At 73.2% G+C, this 22,540-nt stretch carries 18 protein-coding genes; 4 read left to right on the top strand and 14 right to left on the bottom strand.

What is annotated here, in order from left to right; genetic code table 11:
- Positions 1 to 26: 26 nt before the first annotated feature.
- From FFT21_RS21675 to FFT21_RS21620, 12 genes are all read right to left on the bottom strand, one after another.
- On the bottom strand, positions 27 to 1,340 hold the full coding sequence (locus tag FFT21_RS21675; protein ID WP_137815758.1) for an AMP-binding protein: 1,314 nt from the start codon (positions 1,338 to 1,340) through the stop codon (positions 27 to 29).
- Entirely contained in the window at positions 1,303 to 2,097 is a 795-nt protein-coding gene (locus FFT21_RS21670; RefSeq protein ID WP_137815757.1) for an amidohydrolase family protein, read from the bottom strand. Before FFT21_RS21670 ends, FFT21_RS21675 begins: the two co-directional genes overlap by 38 nt.
- A gap of 7 nt (positions 2,098 to 2,104) precedes the next feature.
- Positions 2,105 to 3,208 (bottom strand): 3-dehydroquinate synthase II, encoded by a 1,104-nt coding sequence (locus FFT21_RS21665; protein ID WP_137815756.1) that lies wholly within the window; start codon positions 3,206 to 3,208, stop codon positions 2,105 to 2,107.
- Between the two features lie 34 nt (positions 3,209 to 3,242).
- Positions 3,243 to 4,061, bottom strand: a complete 819-nt coding sequence (locus tag FFT21_RS21660) for a 2-amino-3,7-dideoxy-D-threo-hept-6-ulosonate synthase (RefSeq protein ID WP_137815755.1) — start codon at positions 4,059 to 4,061, stop codon at positions 3,243 to 3,245.
- 77 nt (positions 4,062 to 4,138) lie between these two features.
- Positions 4,139 to 5,371 (bottom strand): aspartate kinase, encoded by a 1,233-nt coding sequence (locus FFT21_RS21655; RefSeq protein WP_264081662.1) that lies wholly within the window; start codon positions 5,369 to 5,371, stop codon positions 4,139 to 4,141.
- A gap of 219 nt (positions 5,372 to 5,590) precedes the next feature.
- The gene (locus tag FFT21_RS21650; RefSeq protein ID WP_137815754.1) at positions 5,591 to 6,283 is read right to left on the bottom strand and encodes a DsbA family oxidoreductase; all 693 of its coding nucleotides are present in this window, start codon (positions 6,281 to 6,283) and stop codon (positions 5,591 to 5,593) included.
- Positions 6,280 to 8,205: an anthranilate synthase family protein gene (locus FFT21_RS21645; RefSeq protein WP_137815753.1), complete on the bottom strand. Its 1,926-nt coding sequence runs from the start codon at positions 8,203 to 8,205 to the stop codon at positions 6,280 to 6,282. The genes FFT21_RS21650 and FFT21_RS21645 overlap by 4 nt, the downstream gene beginning before the upstream one ends.
- A gap of 353 nt (positions 8,206 to 8,558) precedes the next feature.
- Positions 8,559 to 9,161 carry a malonic semialdehyde reductase gene (locus tag FFT21_RS21640; protein ID WP_137815752.1) on the bottom strand — a complete coding sequence of 201 codons (603 nt, stop codon included), beginning with the start codon at positions 9,159 to 9,161 and terminating at the stop codon, positions 8,559 to 8,561.
- 26 nt (positions 9,162 to 9,187) lie between these two features.
- The gene (locus tag FFT21_RS21635) at positions 9,188 to 10,819 is read right to left on the bottom strand and encodes an FAD-dependent monooxygenase (protein WP_137815751.1); all 1,632 of its coding nucleotides are present in this window, start codon (positions 10,817 to 10,819) and stop codon (positions 9,188 to 9,190) included.
- A gap of 63 nt (positions 10,820 to 10,882) precedes the next feature.
- Positions 10,883 to 13,699, bottom strand: coding sequence for an ATP-binding protein (locus FFT21_RS21630; protein WP_192909679.1), 2,817 nt, complete (start codon positions 13,697 to 13,699; stop codon positions 10,883 to 10,885).
- A 209-nt stretch (positions 13,700 to 13,908) separates the two neighbouring features.
- Entirely contained in the window at positions 13,909 to 15,069 is a 1,161-nt protein-coding gene (locus FFT21_RS21625) for a 3-deoxy-7-phosphoheptulonate synthase (protein WP_137815749.1), read from the bottom strand.
- 522 nt (positions 15,070 to 15,591) lie between these two features.
- Entirely contained in the window at positions 15,592 to 17,076 is a 1,485-nt protein-coding gene (locus tag FFT21_RS21620) for an MFS transporter (protein WP_137815748.1), read from the bottom strand.
- Between the two features lie 233 nt (positions 17,077 to 17,309).
- On the opposite strand from FFT21_RS21620, the gene FFT21_RS21615 reads away from it, so the two are divergent.
- On the top strand, positions 17,310 to 17,879 hold the full coding sequence (locus tag FFT21_RS21615; RefSeq protein WP_192909678.1) for a cupin domain-containing protein: 570 nt from the start codon (positions 17,310 to 17,312) through the stop codon (positions 17,877 to 17,879).
- Positions 17,880 to 17,938: 59 nt separating this feature from the next.
- Positions 17,939 to 18,604 (top strand): alpha/beta hydrolase, encoded by a 666-nt coding sequence (locus FFT21_RS21610; protein ID WP_192909677.1) that lies wholly within the window; start codon positions 17,939 to 17,941, stop codon positions 18,602 to 18,604.
- A 528-nt stretch (positions 18,605 to 19,132) separates the two neighbouring features.
- Here FFT21_RS21610 and FFT21_RS21605 read toward each other — a convergent pair.
- Together FFT21_RS21605 and FFT21_RS21600 are read right to left on the bottom strand one after the other, a co-directional pair.
- Positions 19,133 to 20,350 carry an MFS transporter gene (locus tag FFT21_RS21605; RefSeq protein ID WP_137815745.1) on the bottom strand — a complete coding sequence of 406 codons (1,218 nt, stop codon included), beginning with the start codon at positions 20,348 to 20,350 and terminating at the stop codon, positions 19,133 to 19,135.
- Between the two features lie 28 nt (positions 20,351 to 20,378).
- Positions 20,379 to 21,017 carry a YwaF family protein gene (locus tag FFT21_RS21600; RefSeq protein ID WP_137815744.1) on the bottom strand — a complete coding sequence of 213 codons (639 nt, stop codon included), beginning with the start codon at positions 21,015 to 21,017 and terminating at the stop codon, positions 20,379 to 20,381.
- Positions 21,018 to 21,188: 171 nt separating this feature from the next.
- On the opposite strand from FFT21_RS21600, the gene FFT21_RS21595 reads away from it, so the two are divergent.
- Positions 21,189 to 21,620, top strand: a complete 432-nt coding sequence (locus tag FFT21_RS21595) for an FHA domain-containing protein (RefSeq protein ID WP_137815743.1) — start codon at positions 21,189 to 21,191, stop codon at positions 21,618 to 21,620.
- A 76-nt stretch (positions 21,621 to 21,696) separates the two neighbouring features.
- On the top strand, positions 21,697 to 22,539 hold the full coding sequence (locus tag FFT21_RS21590; RefSeq protein WP_137815742.1) for an SAM-dependent methyltransferase: 843 nt from the start codon (positions 21,697 to 21,699) through the stop codon (positions 22,537 to 22,539).
- Position 22,540: the final 1 nt, after the last annotated feature.

The following is a 22,540-nucleotide window of genomic DNA, read 5'->3' as shown; positions in this document are numbered from 1 at the left end:
CCCTCGTTCGTCCGGGTGGGCCAGAATCAGTAGTAGAGAAGGGACTTGTCCCAGTCCTCGTCCGCGCCGAACAGGCTGCGCGGCTTGACCACGTCGTGCACGGCGGTGAGCACCCGGTGCGGCACCAGGGTCCCCTCCGGAACACCGTCCACCTCGGCCTGGACGCCGTACTCGGCGCGGACCGACCCGGCGAGCGTGGCGCACGCCGCCGCCCGGTGCGCCTCGGCAACCTCGATCTGGATGCGCAGCACGTCCGGCTCGGCCCTGGCCCGCCAGAACGTCACGCCGTACTCCACCGGCAGCTCGAAGACCAGGTCCTCCAGCCGGCTCTGGGTGATCCGGGCACCGCCCACCGGGTAGCCGAACGCGGCCCGGCCGAGCACCCGCACGGTCGGCAGCATCCAGCCGCACGGGCAGTCCTGATAGGACACCTCCACGTTGTCCTCGAGGTTGTACCGCAGCAGCGGCATCGCCTCGCGGAACAGCGGGGTGACCACGAGCTGGCCGGCGCCGTCGCGGCGCAGCGTCCCGGTCTCCGGGTGGTACACCTCGAAGATCGCGCGGTCCGCCCACAGGTGCATGCGGCCGTGCGGGCACTCGCCGGCCAGGCTGCCGGTCTCGGTGGAGCCGTACTCCTCGACCACCGGAACGCCCCAGATCTCGCTGATCCGCCGGCGGCGCGCGGCGGACAGCGGCTCGCCACCGACAAACAACGCGCGCAGCGCCGGGAAGTCGGTGCCCGGACGGTAGCCGGCGGCCCGGGCGGCGGCCGCCCACAGCAGCGTCTCGGTCGGCATCGACCAGGTCAGCGTGACGCCCAGGTCGTGCAGCACCCGGATCACCCGGGAGTACGGCATGGCCAGCGACCGGTTGTCGCCGGGCACCACGGTCGCGCCGTGCGAGCGGGCCGCGGCCTGCGCCAGGTGGCCGGTGATCATCAGCGCGTAGGGGGTGCGGACCAGGAAGGTGTCGTCGGCGGAGATGCCGACCCACTTGCGCGCGTACCGCTCCGCCAGGTCGATCCAGTCCTCTTCGGTGTAGTAGGACGGGGTGGGGCTGCCCGCGGTGCCGCTGGACTCGTGGTAGGTGGCCAACCGCTCGCGGGGCACCGCGAGCATGCCGAACGGGTAGCTGTCGCGCAGGTCCTGCTTGGTGGTCAGCGGCAGCGCGGTGAAGCCGGCGCGGTCGGCCGGCTCCGCGGCGCCGAACCGGGACCGGTAGAACGGTGAGCGCGCGGCCCAGCGCAGCGTCCGCGCCAGTTGCGCGTCCTGCAGTTCGGTCAGCTCGGCCGGGCTGGTCCAGTCACCCAGCCGGGGCAGCCTGATCGCGGTCTCGGTCATGAGCTATCCCTCCTTCGGACAGCACGCGCAGGGCGTTGTCCCAGGCGACCTGCCGCCACTGCGCGTCGGTGAGGCCCAGCGCGGCGAACTTGGCCAGCTCGACGCCGGGGTGTTGCAGCGGGTACTCGGAGCCGAACAGCACCCGGTCCGGGCCCAGCCGCCGCAGTGCGGCGGCGGCCACGGTGCTGTACCCACCCGAGGTCTCCACCAGGACGTTCGGCGCCGCGGCGACCAGTTCGATCCCGTAGAAGTCGATGTTGCCGATGCCGCTGTGCCCGAGGACGAACGTGACACCGGGAAAGCGCCCCGCCAGCGCCACCAGGTCCGCGACGCCGCTGCCGGGCCGGGCGAGGCACACCACGTACACCGGGTGCCGGAACCGCTCGGCCACGGCGATCCAGTCCGCCAGCCGTGGGTCGGTGAGCGCGATCCCGTGCACCGCGGGGGAGATCTCCAGCTTGCGGAACTCGCCGGCTCGCTCCCGGTACTCGGCCACGCCGCGGTGCGGGTTGGCGAAGTAGCACGGGACCAGCCGGCCGGCCGAGTCCGCGCACGCCCGCAGCACCGCGTCGTTGTCGGGTTCGCTGTCCACGTGCCCGCCCTCGACGAGCTGCCGGGACAGGGTGAGGGGGTCGATCGTGCCGCCGGCGGACACGGCGGCACGATCGATCTCGCACTCCTCGAGCGCCTCCAGCAGCCGCTCCGCCGCGCCGGGGCGGGGCACCAGCCGCACATGGAAGTCGAAGACCTGCGTCACGCCGGACTCACTGCTCGCGGCAGAACTCGTCGATCGGGTAGCCGACGTGCCGGTCCTCGGTGGGCAGGTAGCCGAGCACCACGTCGCCCGGCTTCAGTTCGGTGCTGTTGAGCACCGCGCCGCCCGGTCCGAGCACCCGCACGTGCCAGTCGTCCTGCAGGATCAGGTTGACCGTGGTGCCGCCCGGCGCCATTGCGTCCACCGACAGCAGCGGCCGGGACTCGATCTTCACCCGGCCCACGGTGACCGCGCGGGTGTTGCCCTTCACGTCGACGGCCAGCACCTTGCTGCCGGCGGTCAGCTCGCTCAGGTAGTTGGTGCGGCCCTGGGTGGACAGCGTGTACGACATGATCGCGCCGGCGTTCACCCGGAACGGCCGGGTGGGCATGTAGGGCAGGGGGTGGGTCTCGCTGACGCAGAGGATCATGCCCTTGGAGTGCGAGCCGACCAGGATGCCCTCGTCCTGCCGGAAGTACGAGCAGGTGTCCACGCAGGCTCGCTCGCCCATGCCGACGTGGCTGATCCCGGTGATCTCCAGCTCGACCAGGTTCAGCGGGGCCGGCGCGTCCTCCGCCGCCGCCTTCAGCCGGGTGGCGTCGCCCACCGCCTTCGGCGCCATCATGACACCGTCCGAGCCGTGCTCCAGCACCCCGAAGATGATCTCGGCCTCCTCCGGGTCGGCGGCCACGGTGATGACGCTGCCCTCGGCGCGGGCGGCGGCGGCCAGCACGATCTCCAGCGGGATCTTCGTCGGGTCGCGGAACAGCAGCACGCTCCACTTCTCGGTGCGCGCGGCCTGGTTGGCCACCTCGAGCGTCGCCGCGTCGACGATCTCCACGAACCGGCCGAACTCCACGCCGGGGAAGCGCGCGGCCAGCTCCGCGGTGCTGCCGTGCTCGGCCTGGTCCACGATCACGATGTCCGCGCCGCCGAGGTCCTCCGGTAACGGCCTGCCCTGCGGAAAGAGGATCTTCCGCACGGTGGGCGGCAGCCCGGCCAGCGCGGCCGGGTCGTCGGCCACGATGCCGTCGACGCGCTGGTGCACCGCCTCCTCGATGATCGCCCCGACGGCGGCGCCACCGGCCCGAACGTCCAACCAACAGAGTTTCATCGCTTCTCCCTCGTTCCTCGACAACCGGTCGGGGTCAGACCGCCGCGACCTCGAGCTGGTCGAGCTGGTGGGTCACCGGTTCGATCTGGTGGATGAGCTCGGCGAGCCGCCGGGTCACCGTGCCCGGGTCCTCCGCCGCGAAGACGTTGCGCCCCATGGCGACGCCGGCGGCGCCGCCGCGCAGCGCGTCCCGCACGTACCCGAGCACGTCGTCGGTGCTGGCCCGGCGCGGCCCGCCGGCGACGACGATCGGCACCGGGCAGTCGCGGGTGATGTCGGCCATCTCGGCCACCGTGGCCGCGCACGGCGTCTTCACGACGTCCGCGCCCAGGTCCGCGGCCAGCGTCGCGGCGTGCGCGATCAGGCCCGCGTCGCGCGGGTTGGTGATCTTCGGCCCGCGCGGGTACATCATCGCCAGCAGCGGCACGTTCCACCGGTCGCACGCGTCGGCCACCATGCCGAGGTCGGCGACTTGCCGGGCCTCCTCCGCCGAGCCCAGGTTGACGTGCACGCTCACCGCGTCCGCGCCCAGCCGCAGCGCCTCCTCGACGCTGGCCACCAGGTACTTGGCGTCCGGGTCCGGCGCGTGCGCGGTGCTGGCGCTCAGGTGCACGATCAGCGACGTGGCCGCGAAGTGGCGGTGGTCCACGTACCGCAGCGCCCCCTTGTGCAGCACCACGGCGTCCGTGCCGTTGTCCGACAGCCGGCCGATGAGTTGGTTGACCCGCCGGCCGCCGGTGACCGGCCCGTCGGTGACGGAATGATCCAGCGGGACGACCAGCAGGCGCCGGCCGTCGCGCCGGAACAACCTGCCGAGCCGGACCTGCCGGGCGAAAGAGCCGTTGACAATCACCGCTTCCCCTCTCCTGCCTGGTTACCGCGCCGGTCCGCGCGCGCCTGGTCGCGGTGCCCGGTGACGGCGGCGGGTGGTCACCGTGCGCCGGCGCCGGCGACCAGCCGCTCGGACCCCAGCTCGAACTCCTTGTGCAGCAACGCCAACGCGTCCGTCACGCGCTCCTGGGGCACGGTCACCGACACCCGGAGCTGCGAGGTGGCGATCCAGCCGGTGCTGATCCCGGCCGCGTCGAGCCCGGCCAGCAGCCGCGCGGTGAACTCCGGCCGGTTGAGCAGGCCGGTGCCGATCAGCGAGATCTTGGCGATGTTCTCGTCCAGCACCACCGTGCCGTCCACAGCGGACACCAGCGCGCGCAGCTCGTCCACCAGCCGCGGGATGTCGCTGCGCCGGGCGGTGAAACCCATCCGGAACTCGGCCTCGTACCGGCCGGACCGGGCCACCAGGTCGACGGGGGCGTGGTGCCGGGCGAACAGCGACAGCACGTCGACGGCGAGGTCCCGGTGCGCGGTGTCGGCACGGACCAGCACCCGGGTGACGTCCAGGTCGTGCGCGATGGCGACGAGGGCGTGCGACTCCAACATCTCGGGCTGCCTTCCTCCTGGGATCACGGTTCCCGCGCCGTCGGCCAGCGCGGAGCGCACGAGCAGGTCGATGCCGCGCGCGGCGGCCAGCTCCACCGAGCGGCTGTGCAGCACCCTGGCGCCGGCGAAGGCCATCTCCACCATCACGTCCATGGGCACCGTGTCGAGCACCCGGGCGGACGGCACGACGCGGGGGTCGGCGTCGAAGACCCCGGCCACGTCGGTGTAGATCTCGCAGCGCCGGACGCCGAGTTCGGCGGCCAGCGCGACCGCGGTGGTGTCCGAACCGCCGCGGCCGAGGGTGACCACGTCGCCGCCCGCGCCGACGCCCTGGAACCCGGCGACCACCACCACGCTGCCCTCGCCGAGGTGCCGGTGAATCCGGGCCGGGTCGATCGCGGCGATCCGCCCGGCCCCGGGCGGGCCGACCACGCGGATGCCGGCCTGGCCGCCGGTCAGTGACACCGCGGGCACGCCCAGCGACCGCAGCGTCATCGCGAACAGCGCCGCGGACAGGCACTCGCCGGTGGCCAGCAACTGATCGGTCTCCCGGCTCGCCGACCGCTCGCCGGCGGCGGCGGCCATGGCCAGCAACTGGTCGGTGCTGTCGCCGCGCGCGGAGACCACCACCACGGTGGGCCAGGTCCGGCTGGCCCGGGCGACGGACGTGGCGGCGCGCCGTAACCGGTCGGCGCCCGCGAGGGACGTCCCTCCGTATTTCCGCACCAAGATATCCATCGGGAAACCCACTTTCGGCGTGAATCGCGGACACGGCCGCCGCGGCGCTATCCCTGCGGTGCCGGTCACCACGGACACTAACCGGAATTCCGTACGCGGCCCACTACCTGCTCGAGTAGTGGCCGGAATCCGCGAAAAACAACGGCCGGCCGGGCACCGCGGAAACATTCGCGGCGCCCGACCGGCCGGTGGGGATAATTCTCTCGGCTACTCCGTTAACTGGTCGAGGACGGTGTCCGCCCAGGCGGGATCGTATTCGTCGAGGCGCGGCAGTCCGGTCGGGAATCGGCCCGTCCAGTGATAGGTGGCACCCGGATTGTGCGCGGCGTAGCCGTGCGCGGTGAACAGGTGCGGGCTGCCCTGCACCGCCGGCCCCTTCGCGGTCTCCCACTGCCGGTAGACCTCGGCCCGGCCACGGCCGGCGGCGAGCGCCCGCGCGAGCGCCGCGTGGTCGACGTGCGCGCAGCCCTCGGCGATCTCCAGGATCACCGGGTGGATGCTGATGCAGCGCCCCTCCGCGTAGAACGCCGCGCGCAGCGCCGCGTCCAGCTCGTCGCTGCCCGGCAGGCCGCCGATATCCGGATCCTTGGCCGCCTGCACGGCCTCCATCGCCGGCAGCGTGGTCACCGGGTAGGTGGACTCGGGCGCGGACCACAGCCGCCAGCCCACCTCGGGGCGCGCCCCGGCGATCGTCACGATCTCGGCATCCAGGATGAGCTTCGGGGTCGGCGCGTTGTTGAACAGCTCCAGCGGGAAGGCACGGTGGTCCACCAGGAGCCGCCGGCCGCGTTCCGCCGCCCTGGCCCGCAGCGTGTGCAGCGCGAGCGTGGCCCACGGGCAGCCGATGTCCGACCACACGGTCACCGTGTCCGACGCCGGGTTCCGCAGTTCTTCGGTCATGCGGTGAGGGCCTCCGCGGGGAGTAGTAGGGCGGTGATCGCGTCCCGGAGGATGTCGACGCCGTTCTCGGTGAGCACGGACTCCGGGTGGAACTGCATCGAGTGGAAACCCGGGCCGCGCATCGCGTGGATCTCGCCGCTGTCCGGGTCCCGACACACCGCCACGCTACCGGTGCCGGTGTCCCACCGGTCGGTCTCGCTGCGCGCCGCGAACGTGTTGTAGAACCCGCACGGCTGGACCCGGCCGAACAGGTCGATCTCCCGCCGCAGGCCCTGGTTCGGCACCGGCCTGCGGACGATGTCCAGGCCGAGCACCGAGCACAGCACCTGGTGGCCGAGGCAGATGGACAGCAGCGGGATGCCCGCGCGCAGCACCTGCTCGGTGATCCGGCGCATCGCCGCGATCTTGGGATGGCCGGCGTCGCGCGGGTCGCCCGGGCCGGGACCGACCACGACCAGGTCGTGTCCGGCCAGGTTCACCTCGCCGTCGAACCGGATGACCGTGGCGGAAAGCCCGAGCGCGGCGAGTTGGTGACGCAGCATCGCGGTGAAGGTGTCCTCGCAGTCCACGACCAGCACACGCCGGCCGGCGAGCGGTCCGGCGGCCGGCGTGGCGCGGCGGTCGGACAGCCAGAACGTGCCGAGCCCCTGGTTGCGCCGGCTGAGCGCGGCGCGGATCTCCGGGTGGCCCGCACACTCGCCACCGGGCGCCCGGCGCGGCGTGCCGCCCTCGGCTCCGGGGGTGCGGCGGAACGCGGCGAGCATGGCGGCCGCCTTGACGCGCGTCTCCGCCGCCTCGGCGTGCGGGTCGGAGTGGCGGACCAGGGTGGCCCCGACGTCGATCCGCAGGTTGCCTCCGGCGTCGACGTCCGCGGTCCGGATCACGATGGCCGAATCGAGCAGCGGGGTGCCGTCCGGTTCCCGGCCGATCAGCGCGAGCGCGCCGCTGTAGTAGCCGCGGCCGCCCCGCTCGTGCCGGGCGATCACCCGGCAGGCGCTCTCCAGCGGGCTGCCGGTGACGGTCGGCGCGAACATCGTCTCGGCGAGGGTTTCCCGCACGCCCAGCGCCGCGCGGCCCTCGATGAAGTACTCGGTGTGGGCGAGTTCGGCCATCAGCTTCAGCCGCGGCCCCACCACCCGGCCGCCGCCCGCGCAGACCCGGCCCATCATCTTCAGTTCCTCATCGAGCACCATGTACAGCTCGTCGGACTCCTTGCGGTCGCCGAGGAAGCCGAGCAGGCCAGCGGGCGAGGCACCGGACGGCGGGTACCGGAACGTGCCGCTGATCGGGTTCATGGTGGCCACGCCGCCGGCCACGCTGACGTGCCGCTCCGGGGAGGCGCCGATCAGCGTCCTGGACCCGGTGTGCACCAGGAAGGTCCAGTAGGCGCCGGACTCGTGGCGCAGCAGGCGGCGGAACACCGCCAGCGCCACCTGGGTCGAGAAGTCCTCGACGGTGGCCAGGAACGACCGTTTGATCACGAAGTTGGCGCCGGTGCCCTGCCCGATCTCGTCCGCGACGATCCGCCGGACCAGGTCCGCGTACTCGGCGTCGGTGATGTCGAACCGCTCCCCGGACAGCCGCGCCGGCGCGTCCGGCACGGCGGCGGCGAACTCGGGCACCAAGATGCGAGCCTGCTCGGTCACCTCCAGCGCCAGCAGCGGCGTGCCGTCGTCCACGCACGCGAAGCCGCGCTCCCGGATCTGCCGGTACGGCAGCAGGGCGAGCAGGTCGTGCCGCGCGCCCCCGCCCGTCGGACCGGCCGCGACCGGCAGGTCGGCGACCCGCTCGACGGTGGCGACCCTGCCGACGAGTAACTCGAGCGTGCCGGCCCCGGTCGACTCGGGCCGGTGCAGCACCGCGAACGGCGGCGGGTCGTCCCCGAGAATCTGTTCGAGCGCGGCACCGGTGTGCTGGGTCATGATTTCTCGCCCCCTCCGGGAACCGGATTCACGGAAAGCGGAACCACGGTTCCTTACCCGGCCGACGTCGGCTCAAGCCTCACATCGCCGGCATCGGCGGGCAACTACTTACTTGAGTGGTCGCCGGCCGCTCGGGTGTTTCTCAAAAAAGGAGCTTCCGGGAAGGGCATGTTTCCGGGAAATGCGGCATGGGCGCCCCGACCGAAGCGGTCGGGGCGCCCATGGAGGCGCCGCTTCACCCGGCGTGATTCGCCCCCGGTCGGAACCGGCCGAATCAGCGGCTGTCCGGAACACGCCCCGGCGCGTTCCGCCGCGGGTCATCGCAGGCCGGTCACGTTTCGGAGAACCGGCCGTCAGACGGTGCGGAAAACCTGGTCGTAGGCCAGCCGGGGCAGCCGGTCGTACCAGGCCCCGGGGCCCGGCTTACCGATGTTGACCACGGCGAGCGCGCGGTGCGTGCCCTCCGCGAAGAACTCCTTGTTCACCCCGTCGAAGTCGAAGCCGGTCATCGGACCGGCGGCCAGGCCGATCGCGCGGATGCCGAGGATGAAGTACCCGACCTGGAGCGCGGCGTTGAACCTGGCTGACTCCTCCCGCACCGCGTCATCGCTGAAGAACACGTCCTTGGCCTGCGGGAACACCGGGAACTGGGTGGGCAGGTGCTGGTGGAACTCGGTGTCGGCGGCGAGGATCGCCACCAGCGGGGCGTTCTTCGTCTTCTCCTGGTTGTTGTCCCACATCAGCGGCACCAGCCGGGCCCTGGCCTCGGGCGAGCGCACCAGCACAACGCGCAGCGGCTGCTGGTTGAACGAGGTCGGGGCCCACTTCACCAGGTCGTAGATGGCCTCGATCTGCTCGTCGCTCACCGGCTCGTCGGTGAACGTGTTGGCCGTGCGCGCCTCCCGGAACAGCAGGTCCTGCGCGTGCTTGTCCAGTACGACGTGTTCGGTCGTCATTACCCTTTTCTCCCTGTTTCTTTTCTTCAGCGAGGACGTGGTGACACGGAACGGTCCGGGTGCCGGCCGCACACGCGGTCGAGGACCCCCGCGCAGTCGTCGGGCGGCTCGTTTCCGCGCCAGGCCACGTGCTGGTCCGGTCGCACCAGCACCAGGTCGCGCTCCCACACGGTGCGGCTGCCCTCGTCGTCGACCGCCAGGTGGGCGAGCGGCACGCCGAGCCGCTGCGCCTCCTGCGCGATCGGCTTCCCGGCCTGGGAGCCGGAGAAGTCCAGCAGGGTGAGCCCCGGCCCGAGCAGGTCGTACAGTTCGGTGCGGTCGGCCAGCCGCACACTCGGCGCCCGCCCGCCGGGCCAGGTCGTCGGCACGATGCGGCCCCACTCCCACGCGGGTTCCTCGCCGTCCTCGTGGCAGATGACGGGGGAGTCCCGGTACCGGTAGCCGCAGTGGATGCCGATGTTGTTGATCTGGTAGCCGTCCTGCCGCAGGAACCCGGCGAGCTGTGGCCGGCCGGCGCCCTCCGCGGCCAGTTGCGGGAACCGGCGCCACACCTCGAGCAGGTTGAACGACATCTCCCGGTTGAACAGCGCCACCGGCCGGCGTTCCGCCTCGTAACTGTCCAGCAGCCCGGGTCCGCCCCAGCCGTCCAGCACCGCCGCGAGCTTCCAGCCGATGTCGACCGCGTCGGCGATGCCGGTGTTGGCGCCGTGCCCGCCGGTGGGGAAGAACTGGTGCGCGGAGTCGCCGGCGAGGAACACCCGGCCGGCCCGGTAGCGGCGGGCGACGCCGAACCGGCCGCGCCACTGCGCCACGTTGATCAGTTCGTCGACCGCGATGTCGACGCCCAGCCGCTGCCGGATCACCGGCAGCGGGTCACCGGTGGACTGCTCGCCGTCGGCCAGCGGGAAGGTCGCGGTCCAGGTGGCGTCGCCGTCCCGGGACACCAGGGTGAGCCCGAGCGTCGTGTTGGCCAGGAAGAACCGGCCGTACCGGGTCAGCGCCGGGTCCGCGCTGCGGAAGTAGCTGATCACGTGGTGGCGCTGCGGACCGTACTCGTCGACCCCGATCCCCACCGCCGAGCGCACCGCGCTGTTCGCGCCGTCGCAGCCGACCAGGTACCGCGCCCGGATGGTTCGGGTACGCCCGTCCACCAGCACGTCCGCGGTCACGCCTTCGGCGTCCTGGCGCAGGCCCTGGAACGTCCACCCCTCGCGCAGGTCCACCAGTTCGGCGGCCGCGCACCGGTCCCGGCCGAGTTGCTCCAGCATCGAGCCGACGATCCGCTGGTACGGCTCGCGCGGCAGGCTGCCGTCGTTGGTCCGCGCCATCTCCTCGCGCAGCGTGTCCACTGACAGGTAGCGCCACTCGGCCACCGGTGGCTCCGCGAAGCTGCGCATCCAGAAGAAGTTGAACGCCTGGTCGCCGGGCACCCCGCGGGCCCGGATGTCGTCGGTCAACCCGAGCCGGCGCAGCAGTTCCATGCTGCGCGCGTTGACGAAGTCCATCTTGGGATGGCGCGAGGCGCCGCGCGCCCGGTCCACGACGATGCTGCGCACGCCGTGGTGGGCCAACTCCAGCGCGACCGTCGCACCCACCGGGCCGGCGCCGACCACCAGCACCGGCGCCGCGTCGGCCGGCGACACTTCCCGCTCGGTCATGCGTCGAGCCTGCCCGGCGGCAGGGGACCGGGACATCACGTGGTCTCGTGATCCCAGCGCCGGTCAGCCGGCCGCGCCCTCCCGCTCCAAGACCCGGCGGGCGAGTTCCACCCGGCTGGACACGCCGAGTTTGGCGAACGCGTGCCGCAGGTGCGTGTCCACCGTGTGCGGGGACAGGAACAGCCGGTTCGCCGTGGCCCGGTTGGTCAGGCCCTGGGACACCAGTCGGACCACCTTCAGCTCCGCCTCGGTGAGGCTCTCCCAGCCGACCTTGGCGGCCCGCGACGGCGCGAGGGCACGCCGGCGGACGCCCAGCGACCGGAGTTCCCGCAGCGCCCTGGCCTGGTCCCGCAGCGCGCCGCACCGGGCGTAGGTCTCCAGCGCCTCGTTGAGCAGGTCCACCGCGTCGCTGCGCCGGCCCACCGCCCGCGCCAGCCGCCCGGCGTCCTCCATCGCCGAGGCGCGGGCGAGTGGCCGGGGACTGTCCCGGTAGATCCGCACCGCGCGGCGCAGCGTGTTCGGGTCCCGGTTGAGCAGGCCCTCGGCGTGCGCGGCGGCACCGGCGATCGAGGACACCCCCGGGTTCATGTCGGCCAGCCTGGCCAGCGCCTCGGCGGTGGCCCTGGCCCAGTCCCTGGCGTCGCCGGCCAGCGCGATCCGCACCAGTTCCGGCCCGGCCCAGGGGTCTCTGGCCAGCAGCAGCAACCGGTCCGGAAAGGACTCGTACGTGCCGGCCAGCACGTCCAGGGCGGCGGCGGGGTCCCCGCATGCCTCGCGGACCAGCGCGCTGGTCCAGTCGATGTCCTCGGGCATCGCGCCGATCCCGGCGGCCAGCCGCCCACGGGCGCGCTCGAGCAGCGCGGTGGCGGTGGGCAACTGGTCCCGGCGGCGAGCCAGTTCGGCGAGCATGCCGAGCAGCGGCACGCTCAACGCCTCCGCGGACAGCCGCTCGGTGACCGCCAGTCCCGCCTCGGCCTCGGCCTGGGCGTCGTCCAGCCGGCCGGCGGCCAGCCGCAGCTCCGCCCGGTAGAAGTGCCACAGCGGCTGGGACCACGCGGTGCCGGTCCGCTCGGCCTCCCGCTGGCCGATCTCGAACATCGCGTCCGCCTCCGTGAACCGGTCGGCGGTGACCAGTGCCCGGCCCAGCCACAGCGAGGGGTAACGCTGCTTGGCGGCGCCGCCGGTCCGGTCCGCGATCTGCACGGCGTCGCGGCCGAGGCGGATCGCCTCCTCCAGCCGGCCCCGGTACATCGCCACCACGGTCCGGGCCACCGTGCCGAACACCACCGCGGCGTCCTCCCCGGTGGCGGCGCCGACCTGGGCGGCCACCGTGCCGGCCTCGTCCGCGGCGGCCACGTCGTTGACGTAGAGCAGCGCGTGCGCGCGGATGGCCAGCAGGTGGGCGCGCGCCGCCTGCGGCACGTCCGGCCGGTCCAAGGCGCGGGTGGTGACCCGGACGGCCTCGGAGTCCTTGCCGGAGTGCTTCAGCGCCTCGGCCAGGCCCAGCAGGATCGCGGCCTCGTTCTCCGGGGCGAGCCCGCGGCGCAGCGCGTCGCCGGCCAGTTCCCGCGCCTGGACCAGCCGGCCCACCGACACCAGCAGCCGGACCACGTCGGCGAGCACCCGCTCGCGGCCGGGGTCGTCGTCGGCCAGCAGTTCCAGCGCGCGCAGCAGCAGGTCGGCCGCGGTGCCCGGGGCCTTCGGCGCGATCTCCTCGGCCGCCTCGCGTAACACCGCGACGGCGCGCTGGTCACCCCGGCGCGCGCTGCGGACCACGTGCTCGGCGACCTCTGCGGCGCCGCGGCCCTCCTGCCGGAGCACGGTGGCCGCCTCCCGGTGCAGCGCGTAGCGCACCGGCCCGGACAGCGACTGGTACACCGCCTCGCGGATCAGGTCGTGCCCGAAGGAGAACTCGGAGCCGGAGTCGACGAGCAGTCCTAACCGGACGGCCTCGTCGACCGCCGAAAGCATCTGCACCGCGGGCACCCCGGCCAGCCCGGCGGCCTCGTGCAGGGTGAACTTCCGGCCGATCACCGAGGCCACGTCGAGCAGTCGCCGGCCGGTGGGGGTGAGGTCCCGCAACCGGTGCTCCACCGCGCCCAGGAAGCTGACCGGCAGGCCGCTCTCCACGATGGTCGCGGTGTAGTCCTCGACCAGCACCCGGCCCTCCCCGAGCAGGGTGGTGAGCAACTGCTCGAGCAGGAACGGGTTGCCGCCGCTGCGCTGCGCCAGGTCGAGCACCGTGTCGTCGGGGACCGCGCCGAGCACCAGCGCGCAGAACTTGGCCACCTCGTCCGCGGACAGCTCGCCGAGGCGCAGCCGGACCGCGCCCACCGTGTCCTCGGCGAGCAGCCAGTCGATCGCCTCCCGCGAGGGCGACCTCGGCTGCGGCGTCCGGCGGGCGACCAGCCACAGCACCGGTGCGCTGGCCAGCTCGGGCACCAGGGTCCGCAGGGCCAGCGCGGTCAGCTCGTCGGACCAGTGCGCGTCGTCCAGCGCGACCAGCAGCGGCCGCCGCATGGCGAACTCCTCGATCCGCTCACCGAGCCAGTTCAGCAACCAGAACCGGTTACTGCCCCGCTCGGTCAGCGCGGCGGTGGTCGCCTCGTCCACCACCGGCGGTTCCGCGGAGCGCAGCGCGGACAGCAACGCGCCCGCCGGGATGATCCGGTCCAGTTCGGTGGGCCGAGCCGTGGCGACGGCGATGCCGGCGGCGTGCGCCGCATCGGTGCCGGCGGTGAGCAGCCTGCTCTTGCCGATGCCCGCCGGTCCCTCGACGACCACGCAGCCGCCGGTGCCCTCGCCGAGCGCGGAGACCGCGTGCCGCACCCTGGCCAGCACCCGGTCCCGCCCGACCAGCGGGCCAGTGGTCACCGGCACGCGCGCCCCCCTCGATCGCACCCACCACGCTCGGACCGACTCCGTCCCCGGCCGGTTACCACGCCGGAGACACGCGACGGCACGAGTCCCCGCGCCACGCAACCCTCGCGGGCCGGCACACTACTGCCGGCTCCGGCACGCGGGACCACCAATCGGGTGTGACTGGGATCACACGCGCCCGGATCCTGCGCGCCGCGGCTACCCGCCGATCACCGGCACCACGCGGCGGCGACCGCCCAGGCCTGCTCCGGGTTCAGGCGCGGGTCGCACAGGGTGGTGTAGCGGCCGTCGCCGACCAGACCGATCTGCGAGTCGTCCGGCACGCACTCGCAGACGTCCATGGGCGTGGACTCGAGGTGCAGGCCACCGGCGACCCCACCGGCGGCCGACACGGCCCGCTGGAAGTCGGCGACCTCCCGCAGCACCGCGGCGAGCACCCGGGTCTTGCGGCCGTCGGGACCGGCGACGGTGTTGCCGTGCATGGGATCGCACATCCAGATCACCGGATGGCCCTCCGCCCGGACCGCGGCGACCAGCCCGGGCAGCCGCTCGCCGGCGACCGGGCCGAGCCGGGCGATCAGGGTCAGCCGGCCCGGCCGCCGGTCCGGGTCGAGCCGCCGGCACAGCCGGAGCAGGTCCGCCGTGCGGATCTGCGGGCCCACCTTGCAGGCCACCGGGTTGCTCACCGAGGCGAGCAGGTCGACGTGCGCGCCGCCGGGGTCGCGCGTCCGCTCGCCGATCCACGGCCAGTGCGTGGAGGTGAGCAGCATCCCGCCGTCCGGCAGCCGCCGCACCAGGGGCAGCTCGTAGTCGAGCACCAGCGCCTCGTGGCTGGTCCACACCATGGGCGACTGCGGCAGGTCCGGGTCGACGCTCTGGCCGCGCAGGAAGTCCATCGCCGCGGCCGCGGCCTGGTAGCAGGCCAGCATCCGCAGCGGGTCGGGCCGGCGGCTCACCGGGTCCGGCTCCGGCCCGTTCACCAGCAGGCCACGGAACGCCGGCAGCTCCACGGATCCGTGCCGCTCGGTCGGCTTGGACCGAGGCTTGGCGAACTGCCCGGCGATGCGGCCGACGCGCAGCACCGGCTTGCCGGAGTTGATCCTCATCACGCCGGCGAGCGAGTCGAGCATGCCGATCTTCGCGCTGAGCGACTCCGGTACGCACTCGGCCGGGTCCTCGGCACAGTCGCCGGCCTGGATCACGTGCAACTCGCCGGCCGCCACCCTGGCCAGCAGCCGGCCGAGCGCGTCCACCTCGGACTGCCTGACCAGCGGAGGCATGTCCGCCAGGTCGACCCTGATCTTCTCGACCAGCCACTCGTCGCCCCAGTCCGGCTGCTGGTCCGCCGGCAACGACAGCCACCGCCGCATTTCCGAATCGGACAGGGCGGTGAGCGATCGTGCGGCTAAGTCCTGCGTCGCTTCTCCGGCCACGCCAAATTCCCCTCGAGTTTATTTGTCGCGCATTACACGGATCATCGAGCTGGCAGGTCTCGGCGCTTTCCGAACCTCGCGTTCCGACCTGGCTTCCCGGTCCTGCTCCCGGGATCCGGTTTCCGGCCGCTTTCCGGCCTTTCGCCGACAAACGTACCCGCGTTCGAGGGGAGGGGGTACTACTCGTCAGGGTAGGGCTGGCGCAATCACGGAGAACGTGGTCATTATTCCGCGGCGCGCGGTATGGCTGGGCGGGGAGACCTCCGGCCGGAGGCCTCCCCGCCCTGGTGAACGGAGCGCGTCAGTGTCTGTTCCGGAACGCGCGCCGCGATCGCCTCGCCGGCGCGCGACAGAGCCGTGACACTCCGGTTATGCGTGGAGGGGCGCCCCGCCCCCGCGATCGCGGGGCTTCGCCCCGGCGCGTTCCCGTGCTCGTCATCGCAGCCCGGTCACAGGGTGTCAGTGTGCGACCGGGTCCGCCCGGTGGTCCTCCGGCCCGTGGTGGTGCGCCATCGCGGGCGGCCGCCAGGAGGCCCGCAGCCACAGCACCACGGGGACGGCGGCCGCGGCGAGCAGCGCCGCCGCGCCCATCGCCCAGGCGTGCCCGGACGCCAACGCGCCCAGCGGGTTGGTTCCCTCGGCCAGCACCGAAGCGGTCCGCCGGCTCGCGACCGTGCCCAACCCGGCCACGCCGACCGCGCCCCCGATCTGCAGGGTGGTGCTCACCAGGCCGGACGCCGCGCCCTGCGCCGCTCCGTGCACACCGGTGGTGCAACTGACGAACGCCCCGACGATCGCGGCGCCGACGCCGAACCCGAACACGATGCCCGGCAGCACGAAGGCGGTGACGATGCCGCTGTCCGTGCCCAGCACCAGCGCCCACCAGAGCAGCCCCGCACCCTGCAGCACCAGTCCGCCGGCCAGCGCGGTGACCGGGCTGACCCGCCCGAACTGCCGGATCGTCACCTGCGAGCCGACGAACAGCGCGACGCTGATCGGCATCATCGCGACAGCCGCGGTCAGCGGGGCGAAGCCGCGCACGTGCTGCAGGTACAGCGTGACCACGAAGAACAGGCCGAACATCAGCGCGCCGGTGGCCGCGTTCGCCACGTTGCCCAGCACCACGTTACGCAGCCGGAACAGCGCCCTCGGCACCAGCGGCGTCGCCGCCCGCAACTGCCGGACCACGAACGCGGCCAGCAACACCACCGCGACCCCGAAGGCGACCAGGGTGGCGGTGGCACCCCAGCCCTGGCTGCCGCCCCGGACCACGGCGTAGAGCAGCGCGCACAGGCCACCGGTGCCCACGGTCGCGCCGAACAGGTCGACCCGGCCACCCGACCTCGGGCCACCCTTCGGCACCATCCGCAGCACGAACAGCAGCACCAGCGCCATCACCGGCACGTTGATCAGGAAGGCCCACTGCCAGCCGATCGAGGTGAGCAGGCCACCGATCAGCACGCCGAGCGCGCCGGCCAGCCCGCCGATACCGCCGAACATGCCGAGCGCCTTGTACCGGTCCGGTCCCTCCTCGAACACCTCAGTCACCAGCGCCATCGCCGCCGGGGAGATCACCGCGGCGGTGAGGCCCTGCGCGGCGCGCGCCGCGACGAGCAGCCAGGCCGCCGAGGAGAGCCCGCAGACCAGCGACGCGAGGATGAACAGAACCATGCCGGTGATCAACACCCGCCGCCGGCCCAGCAGGTCGGCGGCGCGGCCACCGAGCAGCAGGAAACCGCCGAAGCCGAGCATGTAGGCGTCCATCACCCAGGCCAGCCCGGCCTCGGAGAAGCCGAGCTGACGCTGGATCGACGGCAGCGCGATATAGACCACGCTGGTGTCCAGCACGACGATGAACTGGACGGCGGCCAGCAGGCCGAACACCTGCCACGGGTTCCGGGCCGCCGGCCCTCCGGCAACGGAGCCGGCCTCGGTCGCAGTCATCGGAAACTCCCCACCTCACGTCCGCGCGCGGCGCGCGTCATCACCACGGGAACCACGGGACCTCACCCTGCCCGCCGCCGGCCGCCCGCCACATCACGTAGTCGCGTGAGATCACAGCGGAGCCGGCGCGGGAGGCCCGGCCCGACGGAGGATCCCGTGAACGGGTGATGTGGCCGCCGCCGCGCCCCGGCGAAGGTGATACCCGTCGTTTCGCACCACTTCTGGAGGCGGTCATGTCGGCTTCCGACAACGGTGGTCATCAGCCCGAGGTTCTGCACGTACCCGCAGGCGATGGAATCGCGCTGTGGGTGCCCGAGGAACCGCCAGAGAACCTGGTCGACGGCGAAGGCCCGGAAATGTCGCACTACACGTTCCTCTCCACGGCCGAGAACACCGGCGGAGCGCTGGCGGTCGTGGACACCGTGGTTCCGGCCGGGAACGGTCCGCCGGAGCACATGCACGACGACGCGGACGAGTCGTTCTACGTTCTCGACGGCGAATTCGAGGTGCGAGCCGGCGGCAGGTCCTTCGTCATCAGGCAGGGCGACTACGCCTTCGTGCCGCGTGGCACGCGGCACATCTGGAAGAACAACACCGACCGGACGGCGCGCATGCTCCGCATCTACACCCCCGGCGGGCACGAGCGCTTCTTCATCGACATCTCCCGCCCGGCCAAGCCGGGTGAGCCCGCACCACGGCTCACCGCGGAGGACGTTCGCCGGGCCGAGGCGGCGGTGGAGAAGTACTACGGCACGCTGCCCGGCGCCGAGGACGTGCCCGAGCCGCACCCCGTGGGCGGCTGACAGCGGTCCGCACGGAGAAACTGGAGGATCTTGTGTCGAACAGTCCCACGGTCGTCCTCGTGCACGGCGCGTGGCACGGCGCCTGGGTGTGGTCGGAGTTCGCGAAGGTGCTGGCGCGGCGCGGCATCGACACCGAGGCGGTGAACCTCACCAGCCAGGGCCATGATCCGGCGACGATCGGCGACCTGCGCTCCGACGTCGACCTGCTGCGCGACACCATCGCGAAGGTGCCCGGTCCGGTCGTGGTGCTCTCCCACTCCGCGTATGGCGGCATGGTGACCAGCGAGGCGGCCGACGGCCCCGGCAACGTGGCCCGCCTCATCTTCCTCACCTCGTTCGCGCCCGAGGTCGGTGAGTCGCTGTCCGGCCTGTTCGGCGGGGACGGCCAGCCGCCGTTCATCGACCCGTCCAACGGGTTGCTGACCGTCAAGCAGGGTTGGGGCAGCAAGCTGTTCTTCAGCGACTGCCCGCCGCCGGTGGCGGCCGAGGCGGAGGCCAGGCTGCTGCCGCAGAACGCGGTGTCGTTCGGGCAGGAGGTGCGGGCGGCGGCGTGGCGGCGGATCCCGTCGTCGTACATCATCTGCACCGAGGACCAGGCGATGCCGGCTCCGGGCCAGCGTCGCATGGCCGACCGGGTCGGGGACGCGGTGGAACTGCGTAGCGGGCACTCGCCGTTCCTGTCCCAGCCGGACAGACTGGCCGACCTGGTCGTCGAGCGCCTGTGAGGATCTGGGCGCACCGTCCGTGCCGGGACCGCCGGTGCACCGCGGTCCCGGCACGGCGCGCCGCCGACGCGGGAAGTTCCGTGCGCCACGACGGCAACGGGACTTTCCGCGTTTCCGGCGCGGCAGCCGGTCATTCCTCCCGGGGGATCACCCGCAGCCCGGGAATCTCGGCGCGCTCGATCGCCAGGTGCGCCGCGCACAGCCGGTACCGCCGCCCGGTCTCCGGGTTCTCCACCACGGCCACCATGGGTTCGGTGCAGGGCTTCGCCCATCGGTCGCCACGCCAGCGCCGCCGGCATCCCCTGACCGCGCAACGGGTTCCGCGCCACGTGGGTAACAGCGTGTCACCGTGCTCGGGGCAGACACCGCGGGGCGCCGAGCACAGCGTCTCGTCGCCGGCCAATTCCGCCTCCCCGCGTCTCTGCGGCCTGCCGCATGATGGCACGTGCACGGAACACCGGAGGCGCCGCGTCCCCCGGCGTAGCGACCCGGACCGACCATCCGTACGAGTGTGGACGGTGCCGGCGTTCACGCAGGGTGATAGCCACCGGGCACCTCGGCTACCGGCGACGGCACCCGGCCGATTCGCCGGGCCAGTGGCACGGCGCCCAGGATGACGGCGGCCAGCACCAGGAACACCACCCGGGGCCGGTCGAGCAGGAACTGCGCCGCCAGCGCGATCAACAGGCCGCCGGCGTTGCCCGCCGTCCAGATCAGCGCGGCGGCCGTGGCGGCGAACCGGCGGTCGACCCGCTCGGTGAGTTCCAGCACGATCGGCAGCGCGGGCAGCAGCGCGGCGCCGATCGGCGCCAGCGCGAGGAACCCGGTGGCCAGTCCGGGATGGACGGCCAGCAGCACGCACCCCGCGGCGGTCACCGTGCCGGCGGCCTGCAGCGTGCCCGACTGCCGCCCCTTCCGCGCGACCAGCGGGGGCAGCGCCACCGCACCGGCGATGCCGACCAGGATCATGGTGAGCAGCAGCAGGCCGCTGCCGCCACCGTCCACACCGGCGGGTGCGAGCAGCACCTGCAGCCAGGTGGTCAACGCGATGAACACGCCGAATCCGACGAAGACGATCGCGCTGAGCAGCCGGATCCGCGGCTGGGCCCACGTCTCGCGGAGCGACGAACCCCACGACGCGCCGGCCGTACCCGGTGCGCCCGGCGAGGCCGGCCGAAACGGCGCCGGCCGGGCCACCAGCAGCACCGTGCCGGCGCCCGACAGCAGCGCCACCGCCGCGCCGAGCGCCGCCAGGGTGTGCACCTGCGCGGGCGCGGGCAGCGCGGCGCCGAGACCGAGCGCGACGATCATGCCGAGGAAGGTGCCCGCCGAGCACAGCGCGATGCCCGCCGGCCGGTGCCGCGCCACGAGGTAGCCGCCGACCACCTGGTTGACCGCGTTGAGCACCACGGGCTGCGCCACCGCGCCCACCACGGCGCTGGCCAGCACCACGGGGTAACCGTCACCGGCCAGCCGGATCGCCCCGGCCAGCGCGGTGAGCAGCGCGCCCACCGCCAGCCCGCCGCGCGGCCAGCGGTCCAGCACCGCGCCCACCGGCAGCGCCAGCCCCACGTAGACCAGCGGGAAGACCTGGGCCAGCCAGCCGACGGCGGCGTCGGAGACCCGGTAGTGCGCCGCCGCGGCGGTGGTCACCGGCGCCAGCGCGAGCCAGAGTAACTGCGTGGCGCCGCACAGTGCCCCGTAGCCGAGTACCACGGCCCACCGGCTTCCCGCTGACGTGACCATGCCGCTGTCCTTTCCGCGGGCCGCCGACTCACCGGGGTCGACGTTCGGCGCCGAGCGTACGTCCCGGCTGACCGGCCGAGCCAGCTTCCGCGCGGCGCGCGGAGCGCACCCACGGCCAGGTCAGCAGGGCCCACGCGGCGAGCAGCAGGACGGCCTCGGCCAGCAGGTACTCCGGCCACGGGCCGAGCAGGTCGAGCAGGGTGGGCCGGTTCGGCTTGCCGTCGAGGTAGCCGTAGTTGGTGCCGGCAAGCCGGTTGACCGCGAGCACGGCGGCCGCCCAGCCGGCGGTGACCGTCACGGTCAGGCGGTAACCATCCCAGCCCGGGCGCATCCGCAACCCGCACACCAGGTATCCGGCCGCCGCGACGACCAGCAGGTGCCACGTCCAGTCGAGCAGCCATGCCCAGTGCGGCGAGGCCGGCGCCAGCAGCACCGGGGTAACCACCGCCTGCGGGGCCAGCGTCAGGCCCCAGTAGTAGGCCAGGTGGCACGCCCACCGGCGGCCGGACCACAGCGCGTACCCGGCGGCGAGGCCGGCCAGGTCGGACAGGTGCAGCGGGAGGGAGTGGCCGACGTCCCAGCGTGGCGTCAGCGCGGCCACCTGCACCGCGACCTGCGACGCCAGCACCGCCACCGCCAGCACACGGGCGAACCGCCGGCTGCCCACACCCGCGACGCTACGCGGTCCGCACCGCCCCGTCCGGACCCGCCGGCCAGGTCAACGGGAGGTGAGCGTCCACACGTTCGCCAGCCACGGGAACTGTTCGGCCACCTCCAACGGTTATCGGGACGAAGACGCTTCCGCACCGCGGGCGCGACGTCACGAAAGGCGCGGTCCATGAGCGTGTCCATCCAGCTCGGCCTGCTCGACGTCGAGGTCGACGTTCGGCCCGAATACCAGCCGACCAAGCGGCACATCACGCTGCCCGACGTGCCGAAACAGCCCGCGCCACGGGCCGAGGAGGCCGTCGAACCGGTCCGTGGGCCGCTGCTGCGCGTGGAACGCGGCCGGCAGGCCGGAGCGGTGTTCGCGCTGCCCCCGGGGACCACCACGGTCGGCCGGGGCCGGGACGCCGACATCGTGCTGGACGACTCCACGGTCTCGCGCCGGCACACCGAGCTGCGGCGCACCGGCCAGCGGGTGGTGCTGCGGGACGCCGGCTCGCTCAACGGCACCTACCTCAACGGCCACCCGTGCGACGAGGCCACCCTCACCGACGGCGACCACATCTGGATCGGCACCTTCCGGCTGGTCTTCTGGGACCGCTGAAGTGGGTCCTCCGGCGCGGGTTACGTGCCGGTAGGGTCAGTCGGGCCACGATCACGCTCGACCCAGGAGAACTCGCATGCCCGAGGAGGAGCTGCGGAAGGCCGGGGAGATCCTCGAGGCCAGCCTGGACCGGCCAAGCGTCGGCCGGATCTACGACTACTACCTCGGCGGGCGGCACAACTACGCCATCGACCGCGAGTTCGCCGAGCGGATCATGAAGGACCTACCCGAGGCCCGGATCTTCGCCAGGGAGAACCGGGGCTTCGTGCGCCGCGCCGTCCGGTACGCCCGCCGGGAGTGCGGCATCCGGCAGTTCGTCGACATCGGCTCGGGGCTGCCCACGCAGGGCAACGTGCACGAGGTGGCCGACGAGGGCGGGCCGGCGGACGCCAGGGTGGTCTACGTGGACAACGATCCGGTGGCCCGGGCGCACAGCAGGGTCCTGCTCGCCGGCACCGCCGACCCGGAGCGGCACTTCGCGCTGGACGGCGACTTCCGGGACGGCCCGGGGCTGTGGCAGCGGGTGACGCGGGTCGGCATCGACCCGGACGCGCCGATCTGCCTGCTGGTCACGGCGCTGCTGCACTTCCAGGTGCCCGAGCAGCGGCCGGAGCGGACGCTGGCGTTCTACCGGGAGCAGCTCGCGCCCGGCTCGGTGCTGGTGCTCAGCCACGCCACCGACGAGGACACCCCGCCGGCGACCCGCGAGGCCGCGGCCCGCTACGTGGCCACCACCAGCCAGGCGCATCTGCGCCCGCGCGCCGAGATCCGGGCCTTCTTCGGCGACTTCGAACTGGTCGAGCCCGGCCTGGTGTGGACACCGCAGTGGCGGCCGGAGCTGGCCGCGCCCGGCGAGAAGCGGTACGCGGACGACCCGACCAGGGCGCTGGCCGTGGCGGGCGTCGCGCGCAAACCCTGAA

The sequence above is a fragment of the Gandjariella thermophila genome (genome assembly GCF_005405885.1).
Lineage (GTDB): Bacteria > Actinomycetota > Actinomycetes > Mycobacteriales > Pseudonocardiaceae > Gandjariella > Gandjariella thermophila.
This window is presented reverse-complemented; position numbering and strand designations above follow the sequence as displayed.

Coding starts and splice junctions, on each gene's coding strand:
- FFT21_RS21615 (WP_192909678.1), top strand. CDS start 17,310: ATGTCGGCTTCCGACAACGGTGGTCATCAGCCCGAGGTTCTGCACGTA.
- FFT21_RS21675 (WP_137815758.1), bottom strand. CDS start 1,340: ATGACCGAGACCGCGATCAGGCTGCCCCGGCTGGGTGACTGGACCAGC.
- FFT21_RS21590 (WP_137815742.1), top strand. CDS start 21,697: ATGCCCGAGGAGGAGCTGCGGAAGGCCGGGGAGATCCTCGAGGCCAGC.
- FFT21_RS21605 (WP_137815745.1), bottom strand. CDS start 20,350: ATGGTCACGTCAGCGGGAAGCCGGTGGGCCGTGGTACTCGGCTACGGG.
- FFT21_RS21640 (WP_137815752.1), bottom strand. CDS start 9,161: ATGACGACCGAACACGTCGTACTGGACAAGCACGCGCAGGACCTGCTG.
- FFT21_RS21620 (WP_137815748.1), bottom strand. CDS start 17,076: ATGACTGCGACCGAGGCCGGCTCCGTTGCCGGAGGGCCGGCGGCCCGG.
- FFT21_RS21665 (WP_137815756.1), bottom strand. CDS start 3,208: ATGAAACTCTGTTGGTTGGACGTTCGGGCCGGTGGCGCCGCCGTCGGG.
- FFT21_RS21625 (WP_137815749.1), bottom strand. CDS start 15,069: ATGCGGCGGTGGCTGTCGTTGCCGGCGGACCAGCAGCCGGACTGGGGC.
- FFT21_RS21650 (WP_137815754.1), bottom strand. CDS start 6,283: ATGACCGAAGAACTGCGGAACCCGGCGTCGGACACGGTGACCGTGTGG.
- FFT21_RS21635 (WP_137815751.1), bottom strand. CDS start 10,819: ATGACCGAGCGGGAAGTGTCGCCGGCCGACGCGGCGCCGGTGCTGGTG.
- FFT21_RS21595 (WP_137815743.1), top strand. CDS start 21,189: ATGAGCGTGTCCATCCAGCTCGGCCTGCTCGACGTCGAGGTCGACGTT.
- FFT21_RS21645 (WP_137815753.1), bottom strand. CDS start 8,205: ATGACCCAGCACACCGGTGCCGCGCTCGAACAGATTCTCGGGGACGAC.